General features: G+C 68.4%; 18 protein-coding genes. 3 read left to right on the top strand and 15 right to left on the bottom strand.

The annotated features are described in order from the left end of the window. Positions 1-32: 32 nt before the first annotated feature. The 12 genes from fadD32 to RBB84_RS22030 form a co-directional block, all read right to left on the bottom strand. Complete coding sequence (fadD32, locus tag RBB84_RS22085) at positions 33-1,922, bottom strand: long-chain-fatty-acid--AMP ligase FadD32 (protein ID WP_006553446.1); 1,890 nt, start codon at positions 1,920-1,922, stop codon at positions 33-35. 683 nt (positions 1,923-2,605) lie between these two features. Continuing rightward, a complete protein-coding gene (locus tag RBB84_RS22080) occupies positions 2,606-3,565 on the bottom strand; it encodes a cutinase family protein (protein ID WP_024102678.1) in 960 nt (319 codons plus the stop codon). Positions 3,566-3,585: 20 nt separating this feature from the next. Continuing rightward, complete coding sequence (locus tag RBB84_RS22075) at positions 3,586-4,146, bottom strand: DUF732 domain-containing protein (RefSeq protein ID WP_033097843.1); 561 nt, start codon at positions 4,144-4,146, stop codon at positions 3,586-3,588. Between the two features lie 132 nt (positions 4,147-4,278). Further along, a complete protein-coding gene (locus RBB84_RS22070) occupies positions 4,279-6,195 on the bottom strand; it encodes an alpha/beta hydrolase-fold protein (RefSeq protein ID WP_024102676.1) in 1,917 nt (638 codons plus the stop codon). A 259-nt stretch (positions 6,196-6,454) separates the two neighbouring features. Further along, positions 6,455-7,465 (bottom strand): alpha/beta hydrolase family protein, encoded by a 1,011-nt coding sequence (locus RBB84_RS22065; protein WP_006553442.1) that lies wholly within the window; start codon positions 7,463-7,465, stop codon positions 6,455-6,457. Positions 7,466-7,732: 267 nt separating this feature from the next. After that, positions 7,733-9,679, bottom strand: coding sequence for a flagellar motor control protein ZomB (gene zomB / locus RBB84_RS22060; RefSeq protein WP_082921075.1), 1,947 nt, complete (start codon positions 9,677-9,679; stop codon positions 7,733-7,735). A 4-nt stretch (positions 9,680-9,683) separates the two neighbouring features. Then, positions 9,684-10,589, bottom strand: a complete 906-nt coding sequence (locus RBB84_RS22055) for a decaprenyl-phosphate phosphoribosyltransferase (protein WP_033097846.1) — start codon at positions 10,587-10,589, stop codon at positions 9,684-9,686. Beyond that, on the bottom strand, positions 10,586-11,083 hold the full coding sequence (locus RBB84_RS22050) for a phosphatase PAP2 family protein (RefSeq protein WP_248690889.1): 498 nt from the start codon (positions 11,081-11,083) through the stop codon (positions 10,586-10,588). The genes RBB84_RS22055 and RBB84_RS22050 overlap by 4 nt, the downstream gene beginning before the upstream one ends. Positions 11,084-11,129: 46 nt before the next feature. Then, entirely contained in the window at positions 11,130-13,067 is a 1,938-nt protein-coding gene (locus tag RBB84_RS22045; RefSeq protein WP_082921076.1) for a glycosyltransferase, read from the bottom strand. Further along, on the bottom strand, positions 13,064-14,284 hold the full coding sequence (gene glf, locus RBB84_RS22040; protein WP_006553437.1) for a UDP-galactopyranose mutase: 1,221 nt from the start codon (positions 14,282-14,284) through the stop codon (positions 13,064-13,066). The genes RBB84_RS22045 and glf overlap by 4 nt, the downstream gene beginning before the upstream one ends. A 72-nt stretch (positions 14,285-14,356) precedes the next feature. Beyond that, on the bottom strand, positions 14,357-15,109 hold the full coding sequence (locus RBB84_RS22035; RefSeq protein ID WP_228044816.1) for a MerR family transcriptional regulator: 753 nt from the start codon (positions 15,107-15,109) through the stop codon (positions 14,357-14,359). 141 nt (positions 15,110-15,250) lie between these two features. Continuing rightward, positions 15,251-16,810, bottom strand: a complete 1,560-nt coding sequence (locus RBB84_RS22030) for a SpoIID/LytB domain-containing protein (RefSeq protein WP_024102671.1) — start codon at positions 16,808-16,810, stop codon at positions 15,251-15,253. Positions 16,811-17,083: 273 nt separating this feature from the next. Here RBB84_RS22030 and RBB84_RS22025 point away from each other — a divergent pair, with 273 nt between their 5' ends. Then, positions 17,084-19,228: an N-acetylmuramoyl-L-alanine amidase gene (locus tag RBB84_RS22025; protein ID WP_024102670.1), complete on the top strand. Its 2,145-nt coding sequence runs from the start codon at positions 17,084-17,086 to the stop codon at positions 19,226-19,228. 25 nt (positions 19,229-19,253) lie between these two features. Here RBB84_RS22025 and RBB84_RS22020 read toward each other — a convergent pair whose 3' ends face one another. Both RBB84_RS22020 and RBB84_RS22015 read right to left on the bottom strand, forming a co-directional pair. Further along, positions 19,254-20,231, bottom strand: a complete 978-nt coding sequence (locus tag RBB84_RS22020; protein WP_350247711.1) for an HAD family hydrolase — start codon at positions 20,229-20,231, stop codon at positions 19,254-19,256. Beyond that, positions 20,194-21,009 (bottom strand): lysophospholipid acyltransferase family protein, encoded by an 816-nt coding sequence (locus tag RBB84_RS22015; protein ID WP_006553432.1) that lies wholly within the window; start codon positions 21,007-21,009, stop codon positions 20,194-20,196. Before RBB84_RS22015 ends, RBB84_RS22020 begins: the two co-directional genes overlap by 38 nt. Positions 21,010-21,072: 63 nt before the next feature. Here RBB84_RS22015 and RBB84_RS22010 point away from each other — a divergent pair, with 63 nt between their 5' ends. Together RBB84_RS22010 and RBB84_RS22005 are read left to right on the top strand one after the other, a co-directional pair. Continuing rightward, positions 21,073-21,885: a hypothetical protein gene (locus RBB84_RS22010; protein WP_350246849.1), complete on the top strand. Its 813-nt coding sequence runs from the start codon at positions 21,073-21,075 to the stop codon at positions 21,883-21,885. Positions 21,886-21,937: 52 nt separating this feature from the next. After that, positions 21,938-23,521, top strand: a complete 1,584-nt coding sequence (locus tag RBB84_RS22005; RefSeq protein ID WP_019290360.1) for a Rieske 2Fe-2S domain-containing protein — start codon at positions 21,938-21,940, stop codon at positions 23,519-23,521. Positions 23,522-23,535: 14 nt separating this feature from the next. On the opposite strand, the gene RBB84_RS22000 is transcribed toward RBB84_RS22005, so the two are convergent. Continuing rightward, positions 23,536-24,738, bottom strand: coding sequence for an MFS transporter (locus RBB84_RS22000; RefSeq protein ID WP_033097850.1), 1,203 nt, complete (start codon positions 24,736-24,738; stop codon positions 23,536-23,538). Between the last annotated feature and the right edge of the window lie 28 nt (positions 24,739-24,766).

Here is a 24,766-nt window from a genome sequence, read left to right as displayed (position 1 = left end):
ACCACGCTACCCGGGAAAGAGGACATTCGTTCTTACACGCTGTCCGGGAAGGCCTGCTGCTGGTAACCACCACGCAGCGTTCCCTCGACATATGCGGTCTTGCACGCCCGACGCGCGATCTTTCCGCTGGACGTACGGGGGATCGAACCGGCCGGCACGAGCAGCACGTCGCGGGCGGTGACACCGTGCCGGGACGAGATCGCGGCACGTACCGCGTCGGCGATCGGCTGCGGATCGGCCTTGCCGGCGCCGGGAGCGCGCTCGGCGACGATCACGAGTTGCTCCGACGAATCGTCGGCATCGAACTGCAGGCCGGAGGCGTCGTTGTCGAACACCTCGCGCGGCAGCTGGTTGGCCGGCACCGCGAACGCCGCGACGAAGCCGGGACGCAGCGCGGAGCTGGCCTCCTGCGCCGAGAACTCGAGGTCCTGCGGGTAGTGGTTGCGGCCGTCGACGATCACGAGGTCCTTGACGCGACCGGTGATGTAGAGCTCGCCGTCGATGTAGACGCCGTAGTCGCCGGTGCGCAGCCACTTGCTGTCGTCCGGGGTGCCCTCGGCGTGGCTGCCCTCGGCCAGACGCTTGGTGATGCGGTTGTGGAAGGTGTTGTCGGTCTCTTCCTTGCGACCCCAGTAGCCGATGCCCATGTTCTCGCCGTGCAGCCAGATCTCGCCGACCTGCTCGTCGGGCATCTCGGTGCCGGTCTCGGCGTCGACGATCGCGGCCCACTGGCTGCGTGCGACGTAACCGCAGGAGACCTGCGGGATGGCGTTCTCGGCATCGGGCTCGACGCGCATGACCCGGCCCGCGTTGAGTGCGGTGCGGTCGACGTAGATGACCTTCGCCTCGTCGCTGTGACGGGTGGAGGAGACGAACAGGGTGGCCTCGGCCATGCCGTAGGACGGCTTGATCGCCGTGCGAGGCAGACCGTAGGGCCCGAATGCCTCGTTGAACTTGCGCATCGACGACGTGGTGACCGGCTCGCTGCCGTTGATCAGGCCGATGACGTTGCTCAGGTCGAGTTCTTCGCCCGGCTTGGGGACCGCGCGTGCCGCAGCGTGCTCGAACGCGAAGTTCGGGGCGGCGGCGAAGGTGCCGGCACCGTCGGAGACGGCGGCGAGCTCGCGGATCCAGCGGCTCGGCCGGGCCACGAAGGCACGCGGGCTCATGATGGTGATGTACTTGCCGCCGACCGCGGGCAGGATCACCGTGAGCAGGCCCATGTCGTGGAACAGCGGCAGCCAGGTCACGCCGCGCGACGACTCGTCGAGCTCGATGGAGTCGGCCATCTGGATGACGTTGGTGAGCACCGAGCGGTGAGTGATCTCGACGCCGGCGGGAACGCGGGTCGAGCCGGAGGTGTACTGCAGGTACGCGATGTCGTCGGTGCCGATGGGCGGCCGGTTCCAGGACTCGGCGACCGAGTCGGGGATGGCGTCGACGGCGATCACGCGGGGACGCTGCGCAGCGGGGAGCGGGCGGAAGAACTGCCGCACGCCGGCCGCGGACGAGGTGGCGGTGAGGATCGCGCTGGGGGTGCAGTCGCCGAGAACGGCGTGCAGGCGATCGGTGTGGCCGGGCTCGTCGGGATCGAACAGCGGCACGGCGATGGTGCCGGCGTAGATCGCGGCGAAGAAGGACACGACGTAGTCGAGGCCCTGCGGAGCGAGGATCGCGACGCGGTCGCCGGGAGCGGTGACCTGTTGCAGGCGCGCGGCGATGGCCTTGATGCGCACGCCGAACTGATCCCAGGTCAGCTCGTGCACCTCGCCGTCGCGTTCCCGCGAGTAGTCGATGTACCGGTAGGCGAGGTCGTCACCGTTTGAAGCGAAGTTCCCCTCGAGGTGATCGAGCAGGGTCTGCCCTTCAGGCAGCCTGATCCGCCCGTTCTCATCGATGAACTCTTCGAACCCGACGCTCAATTCCTTCTCCCTGTCGAAGCGATCCCACAACCACTCGACATGGTTGCGCCACTAACTTTTCCTCCGCGCCGGCGGATCGTCGTACCGATACCGCCCCCCACGGCTTCCGGCGGTCCGTTCCTCGAACGTGTCCATCGACCCCAGATCACGAATATGTTACAGATCGGCATCACGCGCACCCACGCAAAGTGCGGTCGCCGGGAAGAACGCTTCCCCTCGCACACGGGAAACACAAAGATACGACATGGTCGTCTTCACACACACATTCCGCGCCCGTCGAACGAGACGAGCACACGATCCGATTGTGTGCGAGGGTTTTTCGACGCCGACACCGACCGACGGTGCAACCCGCCGCCCTCTGCTGCCCAGGATCGGCGCCCCGGTACGTACGCCCGACCGAGGCGAGAGCTCGTGACAAGGATCATTCCCGGTCGCGGGCCGTCGCTACGCCCCCGGAGGGGGCCGGCCGTTCGCCGTGCCGTCACTGGCACCATGAACCTCTTCTCCTGTGGCAGTCGTCGTGCGCCACGATCCCGGACGGCCGGGCCGCAGCCGAGGGATGAGTCTAAAGGCAGCCCGTCTTTCGAGTGTACCGGGTGGTGAGATCGGACACTACCGGCGAGTAATATGTGGGAGGGTTCACTCGGGCCCGAACCTCCCCCGCGTGCAGCGACGGCCGCACCTCATTCTTCTGCGGGTTCCGGTGCGGCATCGATCTTCTCCGCCGCCCAGTTCACGATCCACTGCGTCGCGGTCGTGCCGTTCTCGTCCACGACGTAGGTGTTGTACATCGCGTGGATCGGGTTGTTGACGTACTCGAGCAGGCGCGGAGCGGCCGACATCCAGTTGGCGGGATTCAGCGCGTTCGGTGGTGCGTCACAGATACTGTCCGTGGGCGCGCAGATTTGGATCGTGCGGTCGTCGAGCTCCCCGAAGCCACCGGGACGCGCGCCGGTCATCGTGATCCCCGGCAGCCGCAGGCCGTCGAGCGACAATTCGGCGCCCACTCCGGCGACGGGCGCACCGATGTCGGTGCCCGAGACCCCGTCGCGGCGACCGTCGGCAACGAGTGCGACACCGAGCACCCGGTCGGCGGGGACCGGGCCGTTGCCGGCACCGATCTGCGCGGCGACGTCGCCCACGATCACGGCGCCCTGCGAGAAACCGGTGAGCACGTAGGTGGTCAGCGGGCACTCGGCCGAGCGTCGCGCGAGGATGTCGGTGGTGGCCGCGAATCCCTCACTGCGGCTGTTGTTGTAGGACTGCTGGCCGTCCGGCGGGATCGCAATGGGGTTCGAGAACTGCGCGACGTACGGCACCGTGTAGACATCGGCGCGTTGGGCGTCGAAACGCTCCTGCAGCGGCCTCGTCACGTTGAGCATGAGCGAGTACGGGTTCGCGGCCGGAGCGTACGGATCGTCGCCCACCGCGGACTCCCAGGTGCCCGGCACCGCGACGACCTGCACGTCGGGGCACGAGGCCGGCTGCGACTGCGGCTCCTCCGGCCCGGGCGGGGTAGGAATCGGCGACGGGATGTCCAGCCGCCCCGCGAGCATGTACCAGAGCACCAGCACGATCGCCAGGACGAGCAGCGCCCCCACGACCACGATCCTGCGTCCGCGACGCTGCTTCGTCCTGACCATTCGTGCTGTCCCCGCGTTCCCTAGTTGCAGTACGTCTCGCCGGCGACGGCGATGTACGTGTCGGCCGTCGAGGAGGCCTGATCCTCCGACAACTCGACACCACCGGCTGCAGCATCACTACCCACGAGCGCGGTCACGAACACCTTGATCTCCTCCGGCGACCCGCCCTGCGCCTGGGCGCTGCAGATGTAGTCGGCGATGTTCACCGCGCCGGTCTCGTCGCTGGGCTCGACGCCCTCGGCGCGGAGACCGTCGAGGAAGGCCTGTGCGCCGGGCGTGGGAGCGGGTGCCGCGCCCGTGTCCTCTCCGGCATCGTCGTCTCCGGCAGCGGGCGAGGACGGAGCCGGGGACGCCTCGCTCGTCTCGGTCTCGCCCGTGGTCTCGGCCCCGGCCGCGCCGGGGGATGTCTCGGCCGCGGAGGTCGATGTCGACGCCGAGGTTTCCGTGGCGGCAGACGTCGTCGGCGTGTTCGTCGCGGTGGAGTCGTCGCTTCCGCACGCGGAGAGAACGGCCGTGGCGGTCAGTGCCGCAGCGAGGGCGCCGAGGACTCGGGTCGAGCGTGAGCGGGTCCGTGCAGGCATGTGGTGGGGTCCTCACATCCGGGATGTCGGTCGAACTTGGTCAGATGCGCCCCAGGCTACAGAGCGGCCCGTGCGGCCGGTAGGAGCGTCCCTCCTCCCCCGGTTACACGGGCCGACCCTGCTGTCGTTCGGTTACGGCTGCAGCTTGACTTCGTCGCCGTCGAGGGTGATGAAGCCGTTCTGAAAGTTCTGCTGGACACCCTTGCCGTCCACGGCCGGGAACTCGTCGCTGATCGGCAGGCCCAGACGTCCTTCGGCACCCTTCTCGGCGAGCCACGCCTCGAGGATCTTGCCGCGGACCGGCCAGGCACCGGTGAGCGGGCTCCAGTAGATGTTGCCGTGCTGGAACTCGTTGAAGCGACCGTCACGCCCTGCGGGCTGCTCGCTGGCCGTCGGGTAGCCCAGGACTCCCGTCTCGTAGCCGAGCTGGGAGTACTTGTCGAGGATCATGCCCTGCACGCCGTGGGCGCCGGTGTCCTCGCTCCAGTACATGGCGCCGATCTCGAAGCCCTGGACCGCGCCGCGGCCGTCGGGGGTCGCCGCCTCGTCGAGGATCGGGTAGCCGAGCGGTCCGCCCTCCCAGCCCTGGTTCTTCCATTCCTCGAAGATCTTTCCGCGGACCGCGTGGGCGCCGTGCTCGGGCGTCCAGTAGATCGCGCCGTTCCGGAAATGGTTGAACCGTCCGCGTCCGTCGGGTGCGACGCGTTCCTCGGTGGTCGGATAGCCGAGCTGCCCGGCCGGACCGCCGACACCCTGGTAGGCGCCGCCGATCGCACCCGCGACCGGCACCGTCGTGCCGTCGGACGAGAAGACGCGGCCGAAGCGGAAGTCCTGCACCTTGCCACCGGCGACGTCGTATTCACCGGTGAGGCAGTCGCCGAGCCAACCGTTCACGTTCGCCACATCGCCGAAGGCGCCGGTGGGGTTGCACTCGGGCTTGTCGACCTCGACCCCGAGGGTGTTGGCGAGCTGCGGCCACAGCTGGTGCAGTTCGAACTCCCAGTACTTCCACGTGTGGGTGCCCGACGGCCGGTACACGATCTGGGCGGGGATGCCCTGCTTCTCGAGCTTCGTCGCGAACGCCTGCGAGGTGAGGCGCGAGAGGATCTCGAGGCCCATGCCGGCGTAGTTGGTGCTGACCCCGGGGATGCCCGACGGATCGTCGTGGGGGCCGGTGGTGCCGCTGCCGCTCGAGACGTACAGGCTCACGCCCTTGAGCTTGTCGGCGAGCAGGTAGGGATCGTGCGACTCCCAGCCCTCGGAGCCGGGCGCACCCCACATCGCCTCGGAGTCGAAACCACCGGCGTCCTGCATCGCGTAGTGGATGGCCTCGGGCATGCCGAGGGTGGTCGTGGTGAGGATGCCGGACAACGACGCCGCGAACTGCGCGAAGCCCGGGTTGCGGGCGGGTAGGAACATCGCGGCGGTACCGCCCATCGACAGGCCGACGACGCCACGCTTGTCGGTGGTACGCCAGTCGCGTTCGAGCAGCGGAGGGAGCTCCTTCGTCAGGAAGGTCTCCCACTTGTAGTTCTGTCCGTTGTTCTGATCGATCCAGTCGGAGTAGAAGCTCGACTGGCCGCCCACCGGCAGCACGACGTTGACGTTCTTGTCGGCGAAGAAGGCCTCCGCATCGGTCTCGAGCGTCCACCCGTTCTCGTCGTCGCGCGCGCGCATGCCGTCGAGCATGAACACCGACGGGAACTTCGCGTCGGGCTTGCTGTTCCAGTCGCGCGCGAGCAGCAGCTGCACCTGGATCGGCGTCCCCATCGACGGCGAGTCGATCCACAGAGCGACGCGGCGATCGGTGAGCCAGTCGACAGAGCGGACGGTCGCACCGGCAGTGCTCGTCGGGCCGGACTGGGCGATGAGCGGATCGGCGGTGGCCACCGAGACAGTGGTCAGACCTGCGGCGACGGGCGCGACGAGGGCTGCGGCGATCAGTGCGAGCGCACGGGATCTTCTGCGCCGCGCACCCGCGACGCGAGCCGCTCTCCTGCTCGGACCCGTCCGTCGCTCACCGTGCTCGAGCTCAGTTCGCATCTGCATCGCTCACTTTCTGCGTTGCCGGATTTCCTGCCGAAGTGCGGCTTCGGGTGGACCGCGACGGCGGCAGTGGCAGGGCGCCCCGGCTGGGTATGCCGACTCGGGATACCGGAGTCCCGGATGTTGTTTCTACACCGGCGGCACCCGGAATCGCGGGTGCCGCGCTGTGACAGGTGAGCAAATTGTTGCAGAAAGTTACGACGCCGCCCACTCACCGGATCGGTGAGCGGGCGGCGTCGTTGCTAGCAGTGCGTACCGGAGATCAGAACGCGTTCAGCGCCTCGAGGATCTGCGGGCGTGCCTTCCACAGCTGATCCTCCCAGTACTTCCATGCGTGCGTGCCGCGCGCCGGGAAGTCGAAGGTAGCCGGGATGCCGAGCGTCGCCAGCTTGAGCTGGAACGCGCGGGTCTGGGCGAGGGACAGCGCCTCGAGCGCCATGCCGTTGGCGGTGTTGTAGTAGCCGACGAAGCCCTGCGGGTTGTCGTGCTCACCGGGCAGACCGCTGGCGGCCGAGATGTACAGCGACAGACCCTCGAGCTTCGGAGCGAAGACGAACGGGTCGTTGCGCAGCCACGCCGGGCTCCACGGCGGGCCCCACATCGAGTCGACGTTGAAGCGGCCGGCGTCGAGCATCGCCACGCGGATGGCCTCACGCATGCCGGGAGCCGACAGGTTCAGGTAGCCGGACAACGACGACGCGAACTTGAACTGGTCGCGGTGGTAGGCGGCCAGGGTCAGGGCGGCGGAACCGCCCATCGACAGGCCGAGAATGCCGTTGTTGTTGCGCGACACGCCACGGGTGGCGAGATAGTCGGGCAGCTGCTCCGTCAGGAACGTCTCCCACTTGTAGGTGATGTCCTGGCCGTTCAGGTTGGACGGCGCGTACCAGTCGGTGTAGAAGCTCGACTGTCCGCCGACCGGCATGATCAGGCTGACGTTGTCGTTCGCGAACTGCTGCAGGGCGTTCGTCTCGAACGTCCAGGCGTTCGCGTCGTCCCGAGCGCGCAGGCCGTCGAGCATGTAGAGCGCCGCGTCGCCACCGCGCGCAGCCCACTGGATCTGAACCTTGATCGGGCCCATGTCGGACTCGACGAAGACCTCTTCGAAGCCCCCTGCAGGCGCGCGGTGCGAGACCGGCGCTCCCTGCGCCGGCGCGGCGACGGCGGCGGTGGTTCCGACGAGGCCGGCAGCCACGGGGAGGACCAGAGCTGCGGCGGCGGTGCCGAGCAGTCGCCGTCGAAGGCCCTGCCTCAACCTCGGGACAAAACGCATGAACAATGCTCTCTTTCTCGTCTGCGGCGTCCGCGTTCGCGTCCCCCGGATTCCGGCGATGACGACCGCGGAAGGCCGCCCCAAGTCACACTGCGGTCAAAACTGTAAAGGACCGCGTGATCTCTGACAAACCCTGGTTTCAACAGCTCTTGGGCACCTCTTGACCTATAGGTCAAGCACGCGCTGCCGGAATGTTACCCATCCGTGATGCGTCGTGATCCTATCGAGACAGTCGAAGGGGGCCAAGTTGATCTCGGTGTCCGGCCGTCACCCCCGCGGCGGTGGCATCGGCAGGTCACAGCGCTGGATCTCGTACTTCGGCACCCGTTCGATCCGGTACGAGGCGTAGTCGAACGCGTTGCGCAGGTTCCTCTTGAACAGTGCCCACGTGAGTTCGGCGCTCGAGGAATCGATCATCTCCCGGGTCTCGGGACAGGTCAGCGCGGTCTTCGCCATCGCGACCCAGTCCTCGTCGAGATAGCCCGGCATCCACGGATGGACGTCGACCATGCCCGAATCGGCGACCACCCAGTCGGGGAACAGGATCTTGTCATGGCCGATCCGGCCGTCCTCGAGGCGCTCGGTGTGCGCGGCGAGCGGGTAGGCCAGGCCCATCTGGTCGACGACCCGCACGTCCAGACCGGTGTTCATGCTGGTCATGCCCAGGTTCAGGAAGAACACCGTGTGCCCGGCACCGCCCGGTGGGATGGGCTCGGGTGGCGGCACGACGTCCCACGCGTCGAAGGAGGGGGTCGGCAGCAGCAGCCCGCCGTTCGGGGTGTTCGCGATGGCCTCGACCATGGCCCGCATACGTGGGTAGTCGAGATAGTCCTCGGCCAGGATGGGATGCAGATGCCCGGTGTTGAGGGCGTAGAAGGCGCGCTCGTCGACGATGCCGGATCGGCCCACCACGGCGCCCTCGGTCATGCCGGTCGTGTTGGCCGCGGCGGCCGTCCACACGACGGTGCCCAGCCACAGCACGGCCAACGCACCCGCGACCTGCGTCGGCCGGTTGTTGCCGAGCTCCGCCCGGTCCGGGATCCGCAGCGGGACGACGGCGACGGGCAGGAGCAGGCAGAACAGCGGCGGCAGGAGGACGCGGCCGTGCATGAAGTCGCCGCCCACACGCAGCGAGTACAGCGCGAGCAGCACACCGGAGCCGAGGAACAGCACGACGACGGCGGTCGGCGTGCGCAACAGCTTCTGCGCCCAGGTCAGCATGGCCCGCACGTCGCGCGGATCGGGACGCGCCGCCGCTGCGGTGAGGCCCACCACCTCACGGCTGGTCGCGAGGACGAGCGCGGCGAGGACCGCGAGGACCAGCAGCGGCAGCCACAGCAGGTACGGCGAGACGAGGTTGCCGAGATATTCGAGGCCCTGCGACCACTTGGCACCACCGGCGTCCTTGGCGACCGCGGTGTTGGGATAGGGCAGTCCGTAATAGCCCATGCGCCAGATCTGGTAACCGATCGGGATCATCCCGGCGACCGCGACCATCGCGACCCGGATGCGCAGGTCGAGGCCGGGCGCGAGGAACAGCATCGCGAGTGCGAGCACCGCGACCAGCGCGAGTTCGGGTCGCACGAGCGGGCCGAGTCCGGCGACGAACGCCGTGGCGAGGATCTGCCCGGTACCCGGGAGCGATCCGTCCCCTCCCGGCGTGGGGGTCGCCCACCGGGCCATGAGCAGCCACAGCAGGCCGAGCCAGCAGATCACCAGGCAGGACTCGAGGCCCGAGGTGGCGAAGTCGCGGGCCGGGGGCACCGCGATGTAGACGAGGACACCGGCGGGCAGGAGCAGCACGGTGCCCGTGGTGGCGCGCAGTCGCCACCGGTACAGGCGTGCGGCGCCGAGCATGGCGAGGACGATCGCGCCCGTCGACAACACGAGCGCGATCGTGAGCACCACGTATTCGAGGCGGAGGCCGGTGAGCCATCCGCCCGCGTAGACGATGTACGTCCACGCGGTGGAGGTGTTGGCCTCCACGCGCTCCCCCGCGTTGAACACCGGCCCGTTGCCGGCGAGGAGGTTGCGCACGGTTCGCAGGACGATGAGACCGTCGTCGGCGATCCAGCGCCGCTCCCACGCTCCCCAGAACATCAGGAACGCGGAGACGACCACACCCGCGGCGAACACACCGCCGGTGAGGCGGTCACGCCGAACGGGCCCGACCGTACTGGACGGTCCGGCCTCGGTGTCGTGGACGCCGCGCACGACGTCAGAAGAGGTAGACAGCACCGCCGACCACCAGGATCCACACCACTGCGAGCAACTGCAGCACCCGGTCCTTCAGGGCGATCTCCTCGGGTTCGCCGGCTTCACCGCCGTCGACGTCGACCGCGTAGCGCAGGATGGCGACGACGAACGGGACCATCGAGATGGCGTACCAGTTGGAACCGGCCACGTTGTCCTGTTCGAACGCCCACAGGCCGTAGCAGAGCACGACCGCCGTCGCCGCGACGGTCCACACGAACCGCAGGTAGGTCTCGGTGTAGTACTCGAGCGACTTGCGGATCTTCGCGCCGGTGCGGGTCGCGAGGCGCAACTCGGCGTACCGTTTGCCGGCCGCCATGAACAGCGACCCGAACGCCATGATCAGCAGGAACCACTGCGACAGCGGGATCTCGGCGGCCACGCCACCGGCGATGGCACGGATCAAGAAGCCCGACGAGACGATGCAGATGTCGAGCACGGCCTGGTGCTTGAGCCCGAAGCAGTACGCGAGCTGGATGCCGATGTACACCGCCATGACGACGGCGAGCTGCCAGTTCGCGATGAACGACAGCGCGATCGAGCCGACGAGCAGCACCGTCGCGAGGATGTACGCGAGTCGCACCGGGAGCACGCCGGCCGCGATGGGCCGGAACCGCTTGGTGGGGTGTGCACGGTCGGCTTCGACGTCCATCGCGTCGTTGACGAGGTAGATGCCCGAGGCGGCCATACAGAAGACGACGAAGGCGAGCGCGACGGGCAGCAGCACGTCGACCTGGGTGACCGAGCCGGCCGCCATCGGGGCCGCGAGCACCAGGACGTTCTTCACCCACTGTCGGGGACGGACCGCCTTGACGATCCCGGCGCCCAGGCTCTTGGGCGCCTCCTTGACGGGCGCCGGTTCCTCGCTCATCGATCTCCCCACTTCGTCTCTGCCCGCGCCACGACGGCCGCGGACGCCGCACCGAGTGCCGCACCCGCCAGTACATCCGTCGGATAGTGCACGCCCAGCACGAGGCGGGACAGCATCATGGGCGGCACGAGCACCGCGGGAAAGGGTAGCCCGGTGGTGCGGGCGAGTAGCACGGCCGCCGCAGTCGTGGACGTCACATGCGACGACGGGAAGCTCAGCCGGCTCGGCGTGGACACGTTGACCTGCACCGTCGGGTCCACCGGCCGCGGACGGCGCACGACCCGCTTGATGACGACGGACGCCGCGTGGGCACCGAACGCGCCGACCGCCACGCTCGCCCATCTACGGCGACGGGGACGGTCGACGAGGGCGCCGGCGGCGCCGATCGCGATCCAGCCGAGAGCGTGCTCACCGAAGTGCGACATGCCGCGGGCGATCGTCGTCGCTGCGGGTACGGCACCGGCGGTGGCCTGGACGGTCTGCAGCACCCGCACCTCGGTGCCGGTGCTCTTCCAGTGACGTGCAGCCGCAGTGCCGGGGTCAGTTGCCGATTCCGAAGACACGCTCCCACTCCTCCTTGCTGGTCAGGGCGGGAACCGCGTCCCGGTACCGCTTCTTCATCTCGGGGAACCGGCGCGCGAGTTCGCGTCGCAGCCTGAGCGCCTCGGTGAGCAGGGCCTGGGCCTGAGCACGGTCGCGCTTACGGTAGACGACACCCCGACCGTCCGCCGTGGTGACCGTCACGCCGTCGACCTGCGAGAGCAGGAACCACCGCGCGTCGATGGTGGGCACGTTCAGCTGCGGCCGCTCGTGGTGCTCGCGGTTCTCGGGGCGCACGTTGTGCAGCACACCCTTCGCGAGACGCCTGACCTTCGCGACCGCACCCTCGGGCAGTCCGACGGCCCCGACCTCGGCGCCGGATGCCATCGGCAGTTCGGTCGACGACGGCAGCACCACGGCGTCGGGGAAGTTCTTCCGGAGCGCGTGCACCTCGCCAAGGGCACGCGGCAGCAGGTCGAACAGGTTCTCCGGACCGGCGAGGAAGTCCTCGATGGCCTTGTTCTGGATCGCGACCGTCGAGTACTCGAGACACACGAGATGCTTGATCGTGGCCTTGATCGTGTCGAGCACCATCGGCTTGGCGTCGCCGTGCTGGTGCAGCGCGGCCACGACGAGCCGGTTGCGCAGATGGAAGTACGCCTGCCAGTCGATGGCGTCGTCCTTGTCGCTCCACGCCATGTGCCAGATCGCGGCGCCGGGCATCGTCACCGTGGGGTAGCCGGCGTCCCGTGCCCGCAGGCCGTACTCGGCGTCGTCCCATTTGATGAACAGCGGCAGGGGCTGGCCGATCTCCTCCGCGACGACACGCGGGATCATGCACATCCACCAGCCGTTGAAGTCGACGTCGATGCGTCGGTGCAGGAGCTTCGAGTTCTCCCGGTCGCGCAGCGGCTTGGTGGAGAAGTCGTGGTCGTACTCGACGTTCGGCGCGGCACCCCACATGAAGTTCGAGCGGTGGATGACCTCACCCATGGTGTGCAGGTGGCTGCGTTCCTGCAGGTTGAGCATCTGCCCGCCGACGAGCATGGGCTTCTTCGCGAATCGCGACAGGGCGAGCGCGCGCAGGATCGAGTCGGGTTCGATCTCGATGTCGTCGTCCATGAACAGGATGTACGGGCTGGAAGTGGTCTTCAGCGCCTCGTACATGATGCGGCTGTAGCCGCCGGAGCCACCGAGGTTGCCCTGGTCGTGGATGACGAGACGGTCGCCGAAGGGTTCGGCGGCCTCCGCGAAGTCGGCCTCGTCGCGAACCTTGCGGGTGCCCTGGTCGGGGATGATGACGGCGTCGACGACGTCCATCACCAGCGGGTCGGACGCGAGCGCACGCAGCGCCTTCACGCAGTCGGCGGGGCGGTTGAAGGTCGGGATGCCCACTGCGACCGAGGCGTGTCCGGGCGCCTCGACAGGTGCGTACCAGCCGGCGGCGTGCAGCGTGACCTCGCTGTCGGTGGTGACGTCGAACCACAGCCAGCCGCCGTCCTCGAACGGCCCCAGGTCGGCTTCGATCTCGACGACCGTGTCGGACCCGCGGAACTCGCGGCCGGTGACGTGGATGCGGCTCGAGTCGGCCTTGCTGCGGTACAGGTCGACGCGGCCGTGGCCGGTGAGTTCGAGTCGCAGCACCACCGAGCCGAGCGTGCTCCAGCGACGCCAGTAGCTCGCCGGGAAGGCGTTGAAGTAGGTGCACAGCGACACCTCGGACTCGGCGCCGATCGCCAGCGTCGTCCGGCTCGTCGCGTGGGCGCGACGCGCGTTGGTGGGCGACTCCTCGAGGTAGAGCGTGCGCACGTCGAGGGGCTCGCCCGGGCGCGGCAGGATGATGCGCTGCAGCAGCGACCGGCCGAGCAGTTCGTCCTCCGTGGCGGGGGTACTCGCCGCCTCGTGCTTCGCGACGGCCGCGTGCTTCGCGGCGCTCACGAGGCGTCCCCGGCGATGGGCGCTCCCGAGTCGAAATGCGGGGCGAGGACGTTGTCGAACATCGACAGCGCGCTCGCGATCGCCATGTGCATGTCGAGGTACTGGTAGGTGCCGAGCCGGCCACCGAAGAGCACCTTGTTGTCCGCGGCTTCCTTCTTCGCGAGGGAGCGATAGGCGTTGAGTTTCTCGCGGTCCTCGGGGGTGTTGATCGGGTAGTACGGCTCGTCGTCGTTCTCGGCGAAACGCGAGTACTCACGCATGATGACCGTCTTGTCGGTCGGGTAGGTGTCGCGCTCGGGGTGGAAGTGCCGGAACTCGTGGATGCGGGTGTAGGGCACGTCGGCGTCGTTGTAGTTCATGACCGGGGTGCCCTGGAAGTCGCCGGTGGGCAGCACCTCGGTCTCGAAGTCGAGGGTGCGCCATCCGAGCCGGCCCTCGGAGTAGTCGAAGTAGCGGTCGAGCGGGCCGGTGTAGACGACGGGGGCTTCCGGGCTCGCGGCACGGACCTCATCGCGCACCTCGAACCAGTCGGTGTCGAGCCGGACCTCGATCCGCTCGTTCTCCGCCATGTTCTCCAGCCACGCCGTGTACCCGTCGACCGGCAGGCCCTCGTAGGTGTCGTTGAAGTAGCGGTTGTCGAAGGTGTAGCGGACGGGCAGCCGGGCGATGTTGCCGGCGGGCAGTTCCTTCGGGTCGGTCTGCCACTGCTTGGCCGTGTAGTCGCGGACGAACGCCTCGTACAGGGGGCGGCCGATCAGGGAGATCGCCTTCTCCTCGAGGTTCTTCGCCTCGGCGGTGTCGATCTCGGCGGCCTGCTCCTTGATGAGGGCGCGTGCCTCGTCGGGGCTGAAGTACCGGCCGAAGAACTGCGACACCAGTCCGAGACCCATCGGGAACTGGTAGGCCTGGCCCTTGTGCATCGCGAACACGCGATGCTGGTAGCCGGTGAAATCGGTGAACTGGTTCACGTAGTCCCACACCCTCTTGTTGGAGGTGTGGAACAGGTGGGCACCGTACTTGTGGATCTCGATTCCGGTTTCCGGTTCGGGCTCGGAGTATGCGTTGCCACCGAGGTGGTGGCGACGCTCGATCACGAGCACTCGCTTGCCGAGCTGCGTGGCCGCGCGCTCGGCGATCGTCAGTCCGAAGAATCCGGAGCCGACGACGATCAGGTCGTACTCACCGGTGGAGGGCTGGGGCGCTGATGCAGCAGTCACGGGAGACCAGGGTATGCGACTCCGTCGCGGAGGTGCCCTCTCGGTCCGGGCGGACCGAGAGGGCCGTCACACTCACACGTAGTAGGTGAGCGCGTCACGGACGAATTCGGCGCCCTCCCGTCCTCCGTAGTTCGCTGCGAAACGCTCGTCCTCGACGTACATGTCGGCGAGACCGAGCACGTACTCCCGCGGACTGCCCGCCGCAGTGCCGCCTCCCGGGGTGCCCGGAATCGACGACAGCCAGGCGACGTGCCGCCGCGCGAGGTCCTGCGCTTCGGGGCCCGCCGGGTCGAGACCGGCCCGGGCCGCCGCGATCCAGTCATGGTTCAGCTGCTCGACCTGCTTCATCCAGTCGTGCCTGGCGGCGTCGTCCATGCCCCGCCACCAACGATCGCCCGAGTCGTAGGCGTCCTTGCCCCACCGTTCGATGACCTCGTCCCGGTACTGCGTGTGGTCGAACCCGTCGAACACTTCGTCTGCCACGAGTTCCTCCCCTCTCTCCGTCTTCGCCAAGGTGGTGCGCACCGCCGCGATACGGCGGTCCAACTGCCGGCGCTCGTGTTCGAGCAGGTCGAGGTGGGTGCGCAGTGCGCTCGCGGTGTCGTCGTGACCGGCGAGCACGCCGCGGATGGCGGGCAGGGCCAGTCCCAGATCGCGGAGCAGCAGGATGCGCTGGAGACGCACGAGTGCGTCCTCGTCGTAGAACCGCATGCCGTTGCTGCCGGTGCGGCTCGGATGCAGCACCCCCACGTCGCCGTAGTGCCGCAGTGTGCGGCTGGTGACACCGGCGGCGCGTGCCAGTTGCTGGATCGACCATTCCCGCACGTGCCCACCTCCTTCTTTCCGGCTACGCCCAGCGTGCATCTTGACGTTGCGTCAATGTCAACCATCGTCGTCGCGGTGCCGGAACGCCACCGGCCGGTCGCCCTGTTCGGGGCGACCGGCCGGTCGAGATGTGCCGTCGGGTTACTCGGCGCTACCCGTGCTCGGGAACCAGTCCTTCAGGAAGCTCGCGTCGATGACCTGAGCACCGAGGTCCGGTGTCCACACGATCGCGCCGCCGGTGAAGATCCGGAACTTGCCGATCTCGTCGGGCAGCATCAGCTCGGGGCCGATGGGCGAGCCGAGCACGCTGTCGACGCCGCCGAGGTCCAGATAGGCCTGCTCGATGGGCGAGGTGCCGGTGCCGCTGCCGAAGGGATCGGTGCCGGTTTCGGGGCCGGGTTCGGGTGCCGGAGTGATCTCCGGGGCGTCCTCGTCGATGCCTTCCTTGACGGTGAACCAGTCGGAACGCAGTCCCAGCTTGGTCCGTGCCTCGGCGCCCGTCGTTTCGATGGTGCGGTCGGAGCCGACTACGCGGACCCGGGTCACGCGACCGCCTTCGGGTCCGAGATTGTTGCGGGAGAGCACCTCGAATGCCTGGAGGTCGCCGACGCCGAACTTGCTGCCGATCTCGGCCGCGGTGAAGGTCTTGGCCCATTCGCGGTTCGGGGCGACCTTGTCACCCTCGTCCTCGACGGGCGGGAAGGTGCCGCCGGCCGAGTAGCCGCCGGTGGAGGCGGAGAACTCGCTGCGCACGACCTCGCCGTCCTTCATCAGGACGGTTCCGCGGGTGGTGCGCACACCGTCGTCCGTGCGCGGATCCTCGACGCCCGACCCGCCGTAGACCTGACAGTCCGTGGTGTCGCAGGTCTGCCACTTCTCGTGACGCTTCTCGGCGAGGGCGTAGGACCGCGCGGCGATGGCCTGCGCCCGCAGCGCCTCGGCACCACCGGTGTCGGCCCAGGCGGGCAGCGCCTCGGCGGGGACCACGCTGCGCAGGTAGTCCTCGACGTGGAGGCGGTTGACGGTGCGCGGGGCGGTGCCGTCGAGCACCACACCGAGGGCACCGCGGTAGGTCTTGTCGTCCGAGCACATCGTGAGGTGTTCGTTCGCGGGACGGTCCTCGGCGAGGTCGATCGGGTCCACCCACGGCAGGTCGGTGGCTGCCTGCCACAGCACGTCGCCGCTGCAGCCCTCGGTGACGACGACGTTCGCGCCGCCGTCCGGGGTGGGTGTCAGGTGCGCGGCCTCGCCGGGCGCGAGTTGCTTACCGGCGACGATCATGCCGGTGTCGGAGTAGACGTCGAGGGTGTGGTCGTCGCGCGCCATGAGACGGACCGCGATCATCGCGTCGTCGACCGTGCCGAGTTCGGTGCCGCCGTAGTAGTGGCCGATGATCCGCTCGGCGGTCCACCCGTCCTGGGCGTAGCCGTAGGCACCCCACTGCCCCATGCCACGACCGTGGCCGTGACCGAAGCCACTGAACGTGAAGGGCGTGTCGGCCGAAACCGCTTGCACGACACCTGGTGCCGCCTGGTTGCTCTGGACGAGCGCGCCCACGCCGGCTCCGACGAGCAGCGCGGGAGCGACCCCGATCGCGGCGGCACGGGCGACGGAGGGACGCCATCCGTTGCGCAGCGGCCTGCCGAGGATGATGCGCCGCCTCCGGATCTTGCCTCTGCGCCCGATGGACTGTCGTGACATGACGTTGCTCCCTCGTTGTCGCTGTAGGCGCGAACTCGTGATCCGCGATATCGGACAATTTCGACCGATCCTCAAGCTCAGGTTGAGGCTTAAGGTTTGCTGCGTCTAGTGTGACAAGAGTGACGGAGCTAGGCAACAAATGTCACAGAAGCAACACAAGAATCACGAGTTACAGAACTTTCGTGTCCGAACCGGGCCACGGAAGCGACACGTAAGGGACGATCCGAAGTCGGAACCGTCCGCTGGAGCACCAACGACAGGGAGTAGCAAACAGTGCCGCATCGCCGCCCCAAGCCGTCGATCGTCCTGGGTGCCGTCGCCGCCCTGGCCGTCGCGACGCCCTTCGCCGTCACCGGGCTGACCAGCACCGCTCCCGAGATCCGGAATGCCAACGACACCGTCGAGGCAGTGGCACCCGATATCGCGGAAGTCGTGCTCGCCTCGGTGCCCGACCTGATCATCCCGCTCGAGGAGCTCACCGGTCTCAACCTGCCGGACCTCAGCCTGAAGGAGATCGTCGACGGGCTCCCGCAGATCACGACTGCTCCCGACCCGAACGGCGGACTCGTCCAGCGCGTCGGTGCGACCGTCAAGGAACTCACCCGCGACACCCCGTTCAGCCTCGTCGCGCTCGCCGCCGAGGACGTCGCCGCCACCGACGCGCTCATCCGCGCGCAGCAGGACGACGGCAGCTGGGGTCCCTGGACCGCGACCGAGCCGATCGAGACGCGCGCCGACGACGCCACCAGCGAGGGACGCACGGGCACGGAGCCGATCTACGTCGGTGCCACCCGTGCGGTGCAGGTGCTGCTGACGCCGCGTCCCGGCCCCGAACCGAATCTCGCCGGCGCGGAGGCCCCGCCGGCACCCGAAGCCCCCGCTCCCACTCCCGAGGCACCCGCCCCGGAGGCACCGGCGCCCGAAGCTCCTGCTCCTGCAGCCCCGGCGGAGGCCCCGGTCCCCGCCGACGAGGCACCCGCGCCGGTCGCTGCACCCGCAGCCGATGCACCCGACCTCGGATACGTGCCCGCGTCCTCGTCCAAGCCGCTGCGCGAGAACCCGCTGCAGGCGGCCGCCGAAGCGGTCAGTGCCGTGCTCATCTCGCCCGGCAGCAGCGAAGCGGACGCGCGACTCGAGGACATCGCGAGCCCGCTCGGTAACTCCGGCCTGAAGGTGATCACCCGCCAGCAGTGGGGCGCCGACGAGTCGATGCGCTGCCAGACCCCGACCTACGACGACTCCCTCGGTGGCGCGACCGTGCACCACACCGCGGGCAGCAACAACTACTCGAAGGCCGAATCGGCCGAGATCGTGCGCGCGATCTACGCGTACCACGCACGCACGCTCGGCTGGTGCGACATCGGATACAACACCCTCGTCGACAAGTACGGCCAGATCTTCGAGGGCCGCGCCGGTGGTCTCGACCGCAACGTCCAGGGCGCACACGCGGGTGGATTCAACGAGAACACCCACGGCATCGCGATGATGGGCGACTTCTCGACCCAGGCCCCGCCGCAGGCCGCGGTGGAGTCGGTCGGCAAGTTCCTCGGCTGGCGTCTGGCCCGCGCGGGACTGAACCCCAAGGGCCGCACCACGATGTACTCCGAGGGCACATCGTTCACCCCCTACCCGCAGGGTGCGGCGGTGGATCTGCCGATCATCTTCGCGCACCGCGACGTGGGCAACACCAGCTGCCCGGGTGATGCCGGCTACTCGCAGATGGGCAAGATCCGCGATATCGCCGTCGCTGCGGCAAAGGGCGGTGGCGGTGGCACTGCCCCGCAGCCCTCGAACCCGTCGCCGTCGAACCCGCAACCCTCGAACCCGCAACCCTCGAACCCGTCGCCGTCCAATCCGTCGCCGAACGTGCCGGACATCAACGTCGGAGCGCTCGCCTCGGGCTCGGCCGGCACCGCCGAAGGTGTCGTCGACGAGCTGATCCGCCTCAGCGGTCACCCGCTGGTCCAGAAGTGGCTCGCCGAGGGCGGCGAACTCGGACGGCTCGGACAGGCGGTGACCTCGATCCTTCCCGCGGTCAAGAGCGGTTTCGAACGAGTGAATTTCGTCAACGGGGCCATCTACACGTCACCGAACGGCGGCACGTGGACGGTACTCGGCGAGATCTACAAGGCGTGGGAGAAGAACGGACTCGACGCTGGTGAGCTGGGGTTGCCCACCAGCGACGAGTACCGGGTGCCGGACGGTTGGCGTTCGGACTTCGAGTTCGGCTCGCTGATCTTCAACGAGGTCACGGGTGTCGTCACCAAGGTGCTGCGCGCCTACGACGACGCCTACGACCAGGCGATGCAGGATCAGCCGGCCGACGTCGCAGGACCCGCACCCGAGGGTGCTCCTGCGCCCGGACCCGAACCGGCACCTGCGCCGGAACCGGCACCCGAACCGGCGCCCGCGGGCTGACCCGCAGCGCACCGGTAGGAACGAGTCACCGCCACCACCGTTCGAGAACGCGGGCCACCCCGTCCTCGACGTTGGTGGCGGTGACTTCGTCTGCGACCGACTTCGCGTCCGGATGCGCGTTCTCCATCGCCACACCGTGACGCGCTACCGACAGCATCGGGATGTCGTTGGGCATGTCGCCGAAGGCCACGAGATTCTCGTGGGAGACACCCAGTAGCCGGGCCATCTCCTGGAGACCGGAAGCCTTCGTGACCCCCGCCGCGGAGATCTCGATGAGCCCGTGGGTCGTCGAATAGGTCACGTCGACCAGCCCGTGCAGTTTCGGCACGAGAGCCTCCGCCATCTCCCGGCTGGTCGCGCCGGGGAGCCGGACGAGCAACTTGATGGCGGGCTCACTGATCACCTCGTGCTCGGCGAGTTCGGTGTTGTCCGGATTCAGCCAGGCATGTTCGTAACCGGGAGCGCTGACGAACTGCGGCGTCGCCGCGTCGTGGGCCCGATCCCCCACCCGCTCCGCGGCCAGACCGCAACCGGGAAGCACCGACGAGGCCACCTCGGCGAGCCACGCCAGTTCGTCGACCTCGAGCACCGCGGCGCTGAGCACACGGTCGGTGGAACTGTCGTAGAGCACGGCACCGTTCGCGCACACCGCCATGGGCGCGTAGCCCAGCTCTTCGACGACCGGCGCGATCCAGCGCGGCGGGCGGCCGGTGGCCAGGACGAACGGAACACCGGAGTCGACCACCGCATGTACCGCGGCGCGGGTCCGATCGGACACCTTCTCGGTGTCGTCGATCAGGGTGCCGTCCACGTCCGTAGCCACCAATCCGGGACGCAGCGCGTCCGTGGAAGCAGGACGCACCGCGTCCGTGGAAGCAGGACGCACCGCGTCCGTGGAAGCAGGACGCACCGCGTCCGTGATGTGGTCCCGATACGGCTCTCGACTCGACTGTGCGTTCACTCCGTCATTGTGCCGAAGTACCGCGGTCGCCGCCTGCGTCATCGTTGCCGCTACCGGCAGCACCTTCACGGGCGGCACGTTCGCGGGCCTTCCGAGCGCGACGCTCGGCGGCCGCGGCCTCGTCCAGGGCGGTCGCCTCCTCGAGGGTCGGCGCGGATCCGCCCAGGCGGCGGGGCACCCAGTAGGCACCGTCCTCGTGGATGTAACCGTCCTGGACCCGGTGAAGCATCTTCTCCATGGTCGCGTGGAGCTGCGCGGTCATCTCCGCTGCCGGCTCGAACGGATGGATGGGGGCGCCCACCTCGATGGTGATCGGGGTGTTCGTACGTCCGAGCCGCTTCGGGTGGCCCTTCGTCCACACCCGCTGCGACCCCCAGATGACCATGGGGACCACCGGGACACCGGCTTCGTTCGCCATCCGTGCCGCGCCGGACCGGAACGCCTTGAGTTCGAAGCTGCGGCTGATCGTCTCCTCCGGGAAGACACCCACGAGCTGACCGGCACGCAGCGCCTCCACGGCGAGTCGGTAGGACTCGCCGGCGTCGCCGCGGTCGACGGGGATGTGCTTCATCGCGCGCATCATGGGGCCGGAGATCTTGTGGTCGAAGACTTCCTTCTTCGCCATGAAGCGGATGTACCGCTTGGTGACCCGGGCGGGGATCCCGGCGTAGGTGAAGTCCATGTAGCCGGTGTGGTTGATCGCGATGACCGCACCACCCGTCGCCGGGATGTTCTCCGCCCCGGTGATCGCGAACTTCAGCCCTTGCGCTGCGAAGAGCGTGCGGGCGACACCGATGATGGTCCGATAGAAGGGTTCCACGCCGGTCAGCCTAGCGGGGCCCGGTGGAGGAACGACCGTGATCATCGTCGAAAGGCCACTACTGTGCGCACCCTCGCCCGAAAGCCCGACGTACTCGCATTCGCCGGCCTCGCCGTCGCCGTGGTCCTCACCGTCGCCGGTTGCGAAGGCGACGGGCAGTCCGGCATCCCGACCGAGAGCCCGGAACCGACCGCGGCGGAAACCGTCGAGGAGACCACCCCCGCCGCGACGCCCGCGGTGGTCGTCGGGGACGTCCCCGGTAATCCCGCCGCCACCGCGGCGCTGCAGGCATGGACGAACGACCTCGTCGGCGGCGTCGATGTGGTGGGCAAGTGCTGGACGATCGCCCCGGAACGGGCCCGGCAGATGTACGCCGACGTCGACGCGATCACCGCCGCGGTGCAGCAGCCGGGCAGGGACGGCCAGTACGCGGTGACGTGGTCGGCCGGTGGCATCGACCTGTCCGTCCTGCGCAGCGAGATCGCGTCCGGCTACGCGTGCCCGTACGTGAACCCGACCGGCGCGCCGGGCTACACCGACGAGGACGCCCGCTACGCCGTCGAACGATTCCTCGGACGGGCGATCGGCGCGCCGGTGGATCCGGACGACACCGAGGAGCGGTACCCACTGGTGTGCGAGGCGCGGGGCACGTGGGATCCCTGGGGCACCGGGAACCCCGGAGTGCCGCCGCTGGCCACCGATCCCGACGTCGTCGGCGACCTCGAATCCTTCGACGCCGCGGCCGCTTCCGTCACCCCGGTCTCGGAGGTGTACACGAATGTGACGATTCCGATCGTCGAGGCCGGTACACCCCGTGACCTGGTGGTCCTGCTCACCACGGGCAGCAGCGGGTACTGCCTGGGCGCAGTGGACTGACGGGCGGCGCCTACTCTGGTAGGCGTCGGTCAGCACGTCAGGAGGGTACGAAGTGCAGATCACCAGCGTCGGACACGCCGGTTTCCACATCCAGACCGAAGCGGGGTCCATCCTGTGCGATCCGTGGGTCACGCCCGCGTACTTCGCCTCGTGGGTGCCCTTCCCGGACAACACCGGTCTCGACTGGGACGCTCTCGGCAACGTCGACTACCTGTACGTCTCGCATCTGCACAAGGATCACTTCGATCCCGACACGCTGAGCAAGCACGTCAACAAGGACGCGACCGTCCTGCTGCCCGACTATCCGGTACCGGACCTGCGTCGCGAGCTCGAGAAGCTCGGTTTCTCGAAATTCTTCGAGACCACCGACTCCGTCAAGCACCGGCTGCGGCACGGCACTATCGAGGTCGCTCCGCAGGCTCCGCTCTCGCCGGGCGATCTCGACATCATGATCATCGCGCTGCGTGCGCCGGCCGACGGACCGATCGGCGACTCGGGCCTGATCGTCTCCGACGGTGAGTCGACCGTGTTCAACATGAACGACGCGCGGCCGATCGACATGGACGTCATGCACGAGGCGTTCGGGAAGATCGACATCCACCTGCTGCAGTACTCGGGCGCCATCTGGTACCCGATGGTCTACGACATCCCGAAGAAGACCAAGGCCAACTTCGGCAAGCAGAAGCGCCAGCGCGGCATGGACCGTTGCCGCAGCTACATCGACCAGGTCGACGCGACGTGGATCGTGCCGTCGGCCGGTCCGCCGGTCTTCCTCGACGACGACCTGCGCGACCTCAACGACGACCACGGCGACGAGGGCAACATCTTCCCCGACCAGCAGGTCTTCCTCGAGCAACTGCGCATCCACGGCCGCGAGGGCGGTCTGCTCATGATCCCGGGTTCGGTGGTGGATCTGAAGGGCAGCGAGCACATGACGCTCACGCACCCGATCCCCGACGAGCAGGTCGAGGCGATCTTCACGAACAAGGCCGCCTACATCGAGGACATGGCGCAGCGCTTCGCTCCGGTGATCGCGGCGCAGAAGGCGGCCTGGGCTCCCGCCGAGGGCGAGCCGCTGCTGCCCGCACTCAAGGCGAAGTTCGAGCCGATCATGGCGCAGTCCGATCTCATCTGCGACGGCATCGGTTACCCGGTGGGTCTGGTGATGGGCGACGAGACCGTGGTGCTCGACTTCCCCAAGCGCGTCGTGCGCGAACCCATCGAGGGAGAAGGCAAGTACCGCTACGGTTTCCGTATCGCTCCCGAGCTCGTGCGCACGGTTCTGCGCGACGACGAGCCCGACTGGGTCAACACGATCTTCCTGTCCACCCGGTTCACGGCCTGGCGCATCGGCGGATACAACGAGTTCCTCTACACCTTCTTCAAGTGCCTGACCGACGAGCGCATCGCGTACGCCGACGGCTGGTTCGCCGAGGCGCACGACGACTCGGCGTCGATCGAGTTGGGCGGCTACGAGATCCAGCGTCGCTGCCCGCACTTGAAGGCCGACCTGTCGAAGTTCGGTGTCGTCGACGGCACCACGCTGACCTGCAACCTGCACGGCTGGCAGTGGGATCTCGAATCGGGCCGCTGCAAGACCTCGAAGGGTCACGAACTGCGCAGCACCAAGCTGTGATCCGCATCCGGTAGTCACCGCTCCCGTTCGGTCCCGGCGGGTCGCGCCGCGGGCAACAGCCTCGGCGCGACCACGCCCAACCCGACCAGCGGGAGCACCGTCACCGCGACCAGCGCCGCCATCGGCAACCACAGCGAGCCGATCGCGTAGGCGGCGAAGACCGCCACCGACAGCACCTCGCTCGTCAGGCCGACGACGGACGAGACGGTCGCGCGGGCACGACCGGACATCGTGTCCTGCAGGCGCGCCTCGGCGACGATCGCCGTGTTGTGCAGCGCGCCGTAGCCCACACCGATCGCCGTGAATCCGGCGATCCCCCCGGCGAGTGCACCACCGGCGATCAGTGCCGATCCGACGATCACGACGGCACCCATGGTGCGGCCGCTCATCGTCGCAGTCCGTCCGGCGGTCGCGGCACCGACCACCTGTCCGACGGCCGTCAGCGCGACCAGCACCGGCACGAATCCGGTCTCCGCTCCCGATTCGCGTGCGAGGAGAGCGAAGTACTCGTCGAAGGCGAGGCAGGCGAGCAGGGCGGCCGCGAGGACGACCGATCGTCGCACCACCCGGTCGGTGCGGATTTCGGACGTTCCCGCGCGCAGCGACGACATGTAGCGGACGAGGACGGTGTCGCCTCTGCCGGCGATCTCATCGGCCTCCTCCACCTTCGGTGCGGCGGGAAGCGTTCCCACGAGCGCGATGTCGACGACGGTGATCGCGACCGACACCCAGCCCACGAGCGCGTAGCCGCCGATTTCGAACAGCGGTGCCGCCGTGAGGATCGCGACGAAGACACACGTCATCTCACCCGCGTTGGCGTATCCCATGATCGCCGCGTACCGGTGTTCGCACCCGCGCGCGGCGAGTTCGTCGTACACGAGGGCCTCGAAGGTGCCGGATTTCATCGACTCGCTGATGCCCCATAGGACGAAACCGAGCGCGAATCCCCAGTAACCGGGCCACACCAGCCACATCGTGAACGCTGCCGTGAGCAGGGCTCCGCTGCCGAACAGCAGACCGCGACGGGAGACGGTGTCGGCCCACGCACCCGACGGCACCTCGGAGACGAAGGCGACCACCGACCACAGGACGAACAGCGAGGAGATGGAACGGGTGTCGAGACCGTGATCCTCGAACAGCAACGCGTACAGGCCGTAGAGCGGCACGAACTCACGGACGGACGCGTACGCGACCACCCGCGCGGACAGCGAGGTCACCGGATCGGATCAACATCGACGGCGCATG

It is taken from the genome of Rhodococcus sp. D-6, from assembly GCF_040256695.1.
Taxonomy (GTDB): Bacteria; Actinomycetota; Actinomycetes; order Mycobacteriales; family Mycobacteriaceae; genus Rhodococcus; species Rhodococcus pyridinivorans.
The sequence above is the reverse complement of the archived record's forward strand: the minus strand, read 5'-3'. Positions and strand labels throughout refer to the sequence as shown.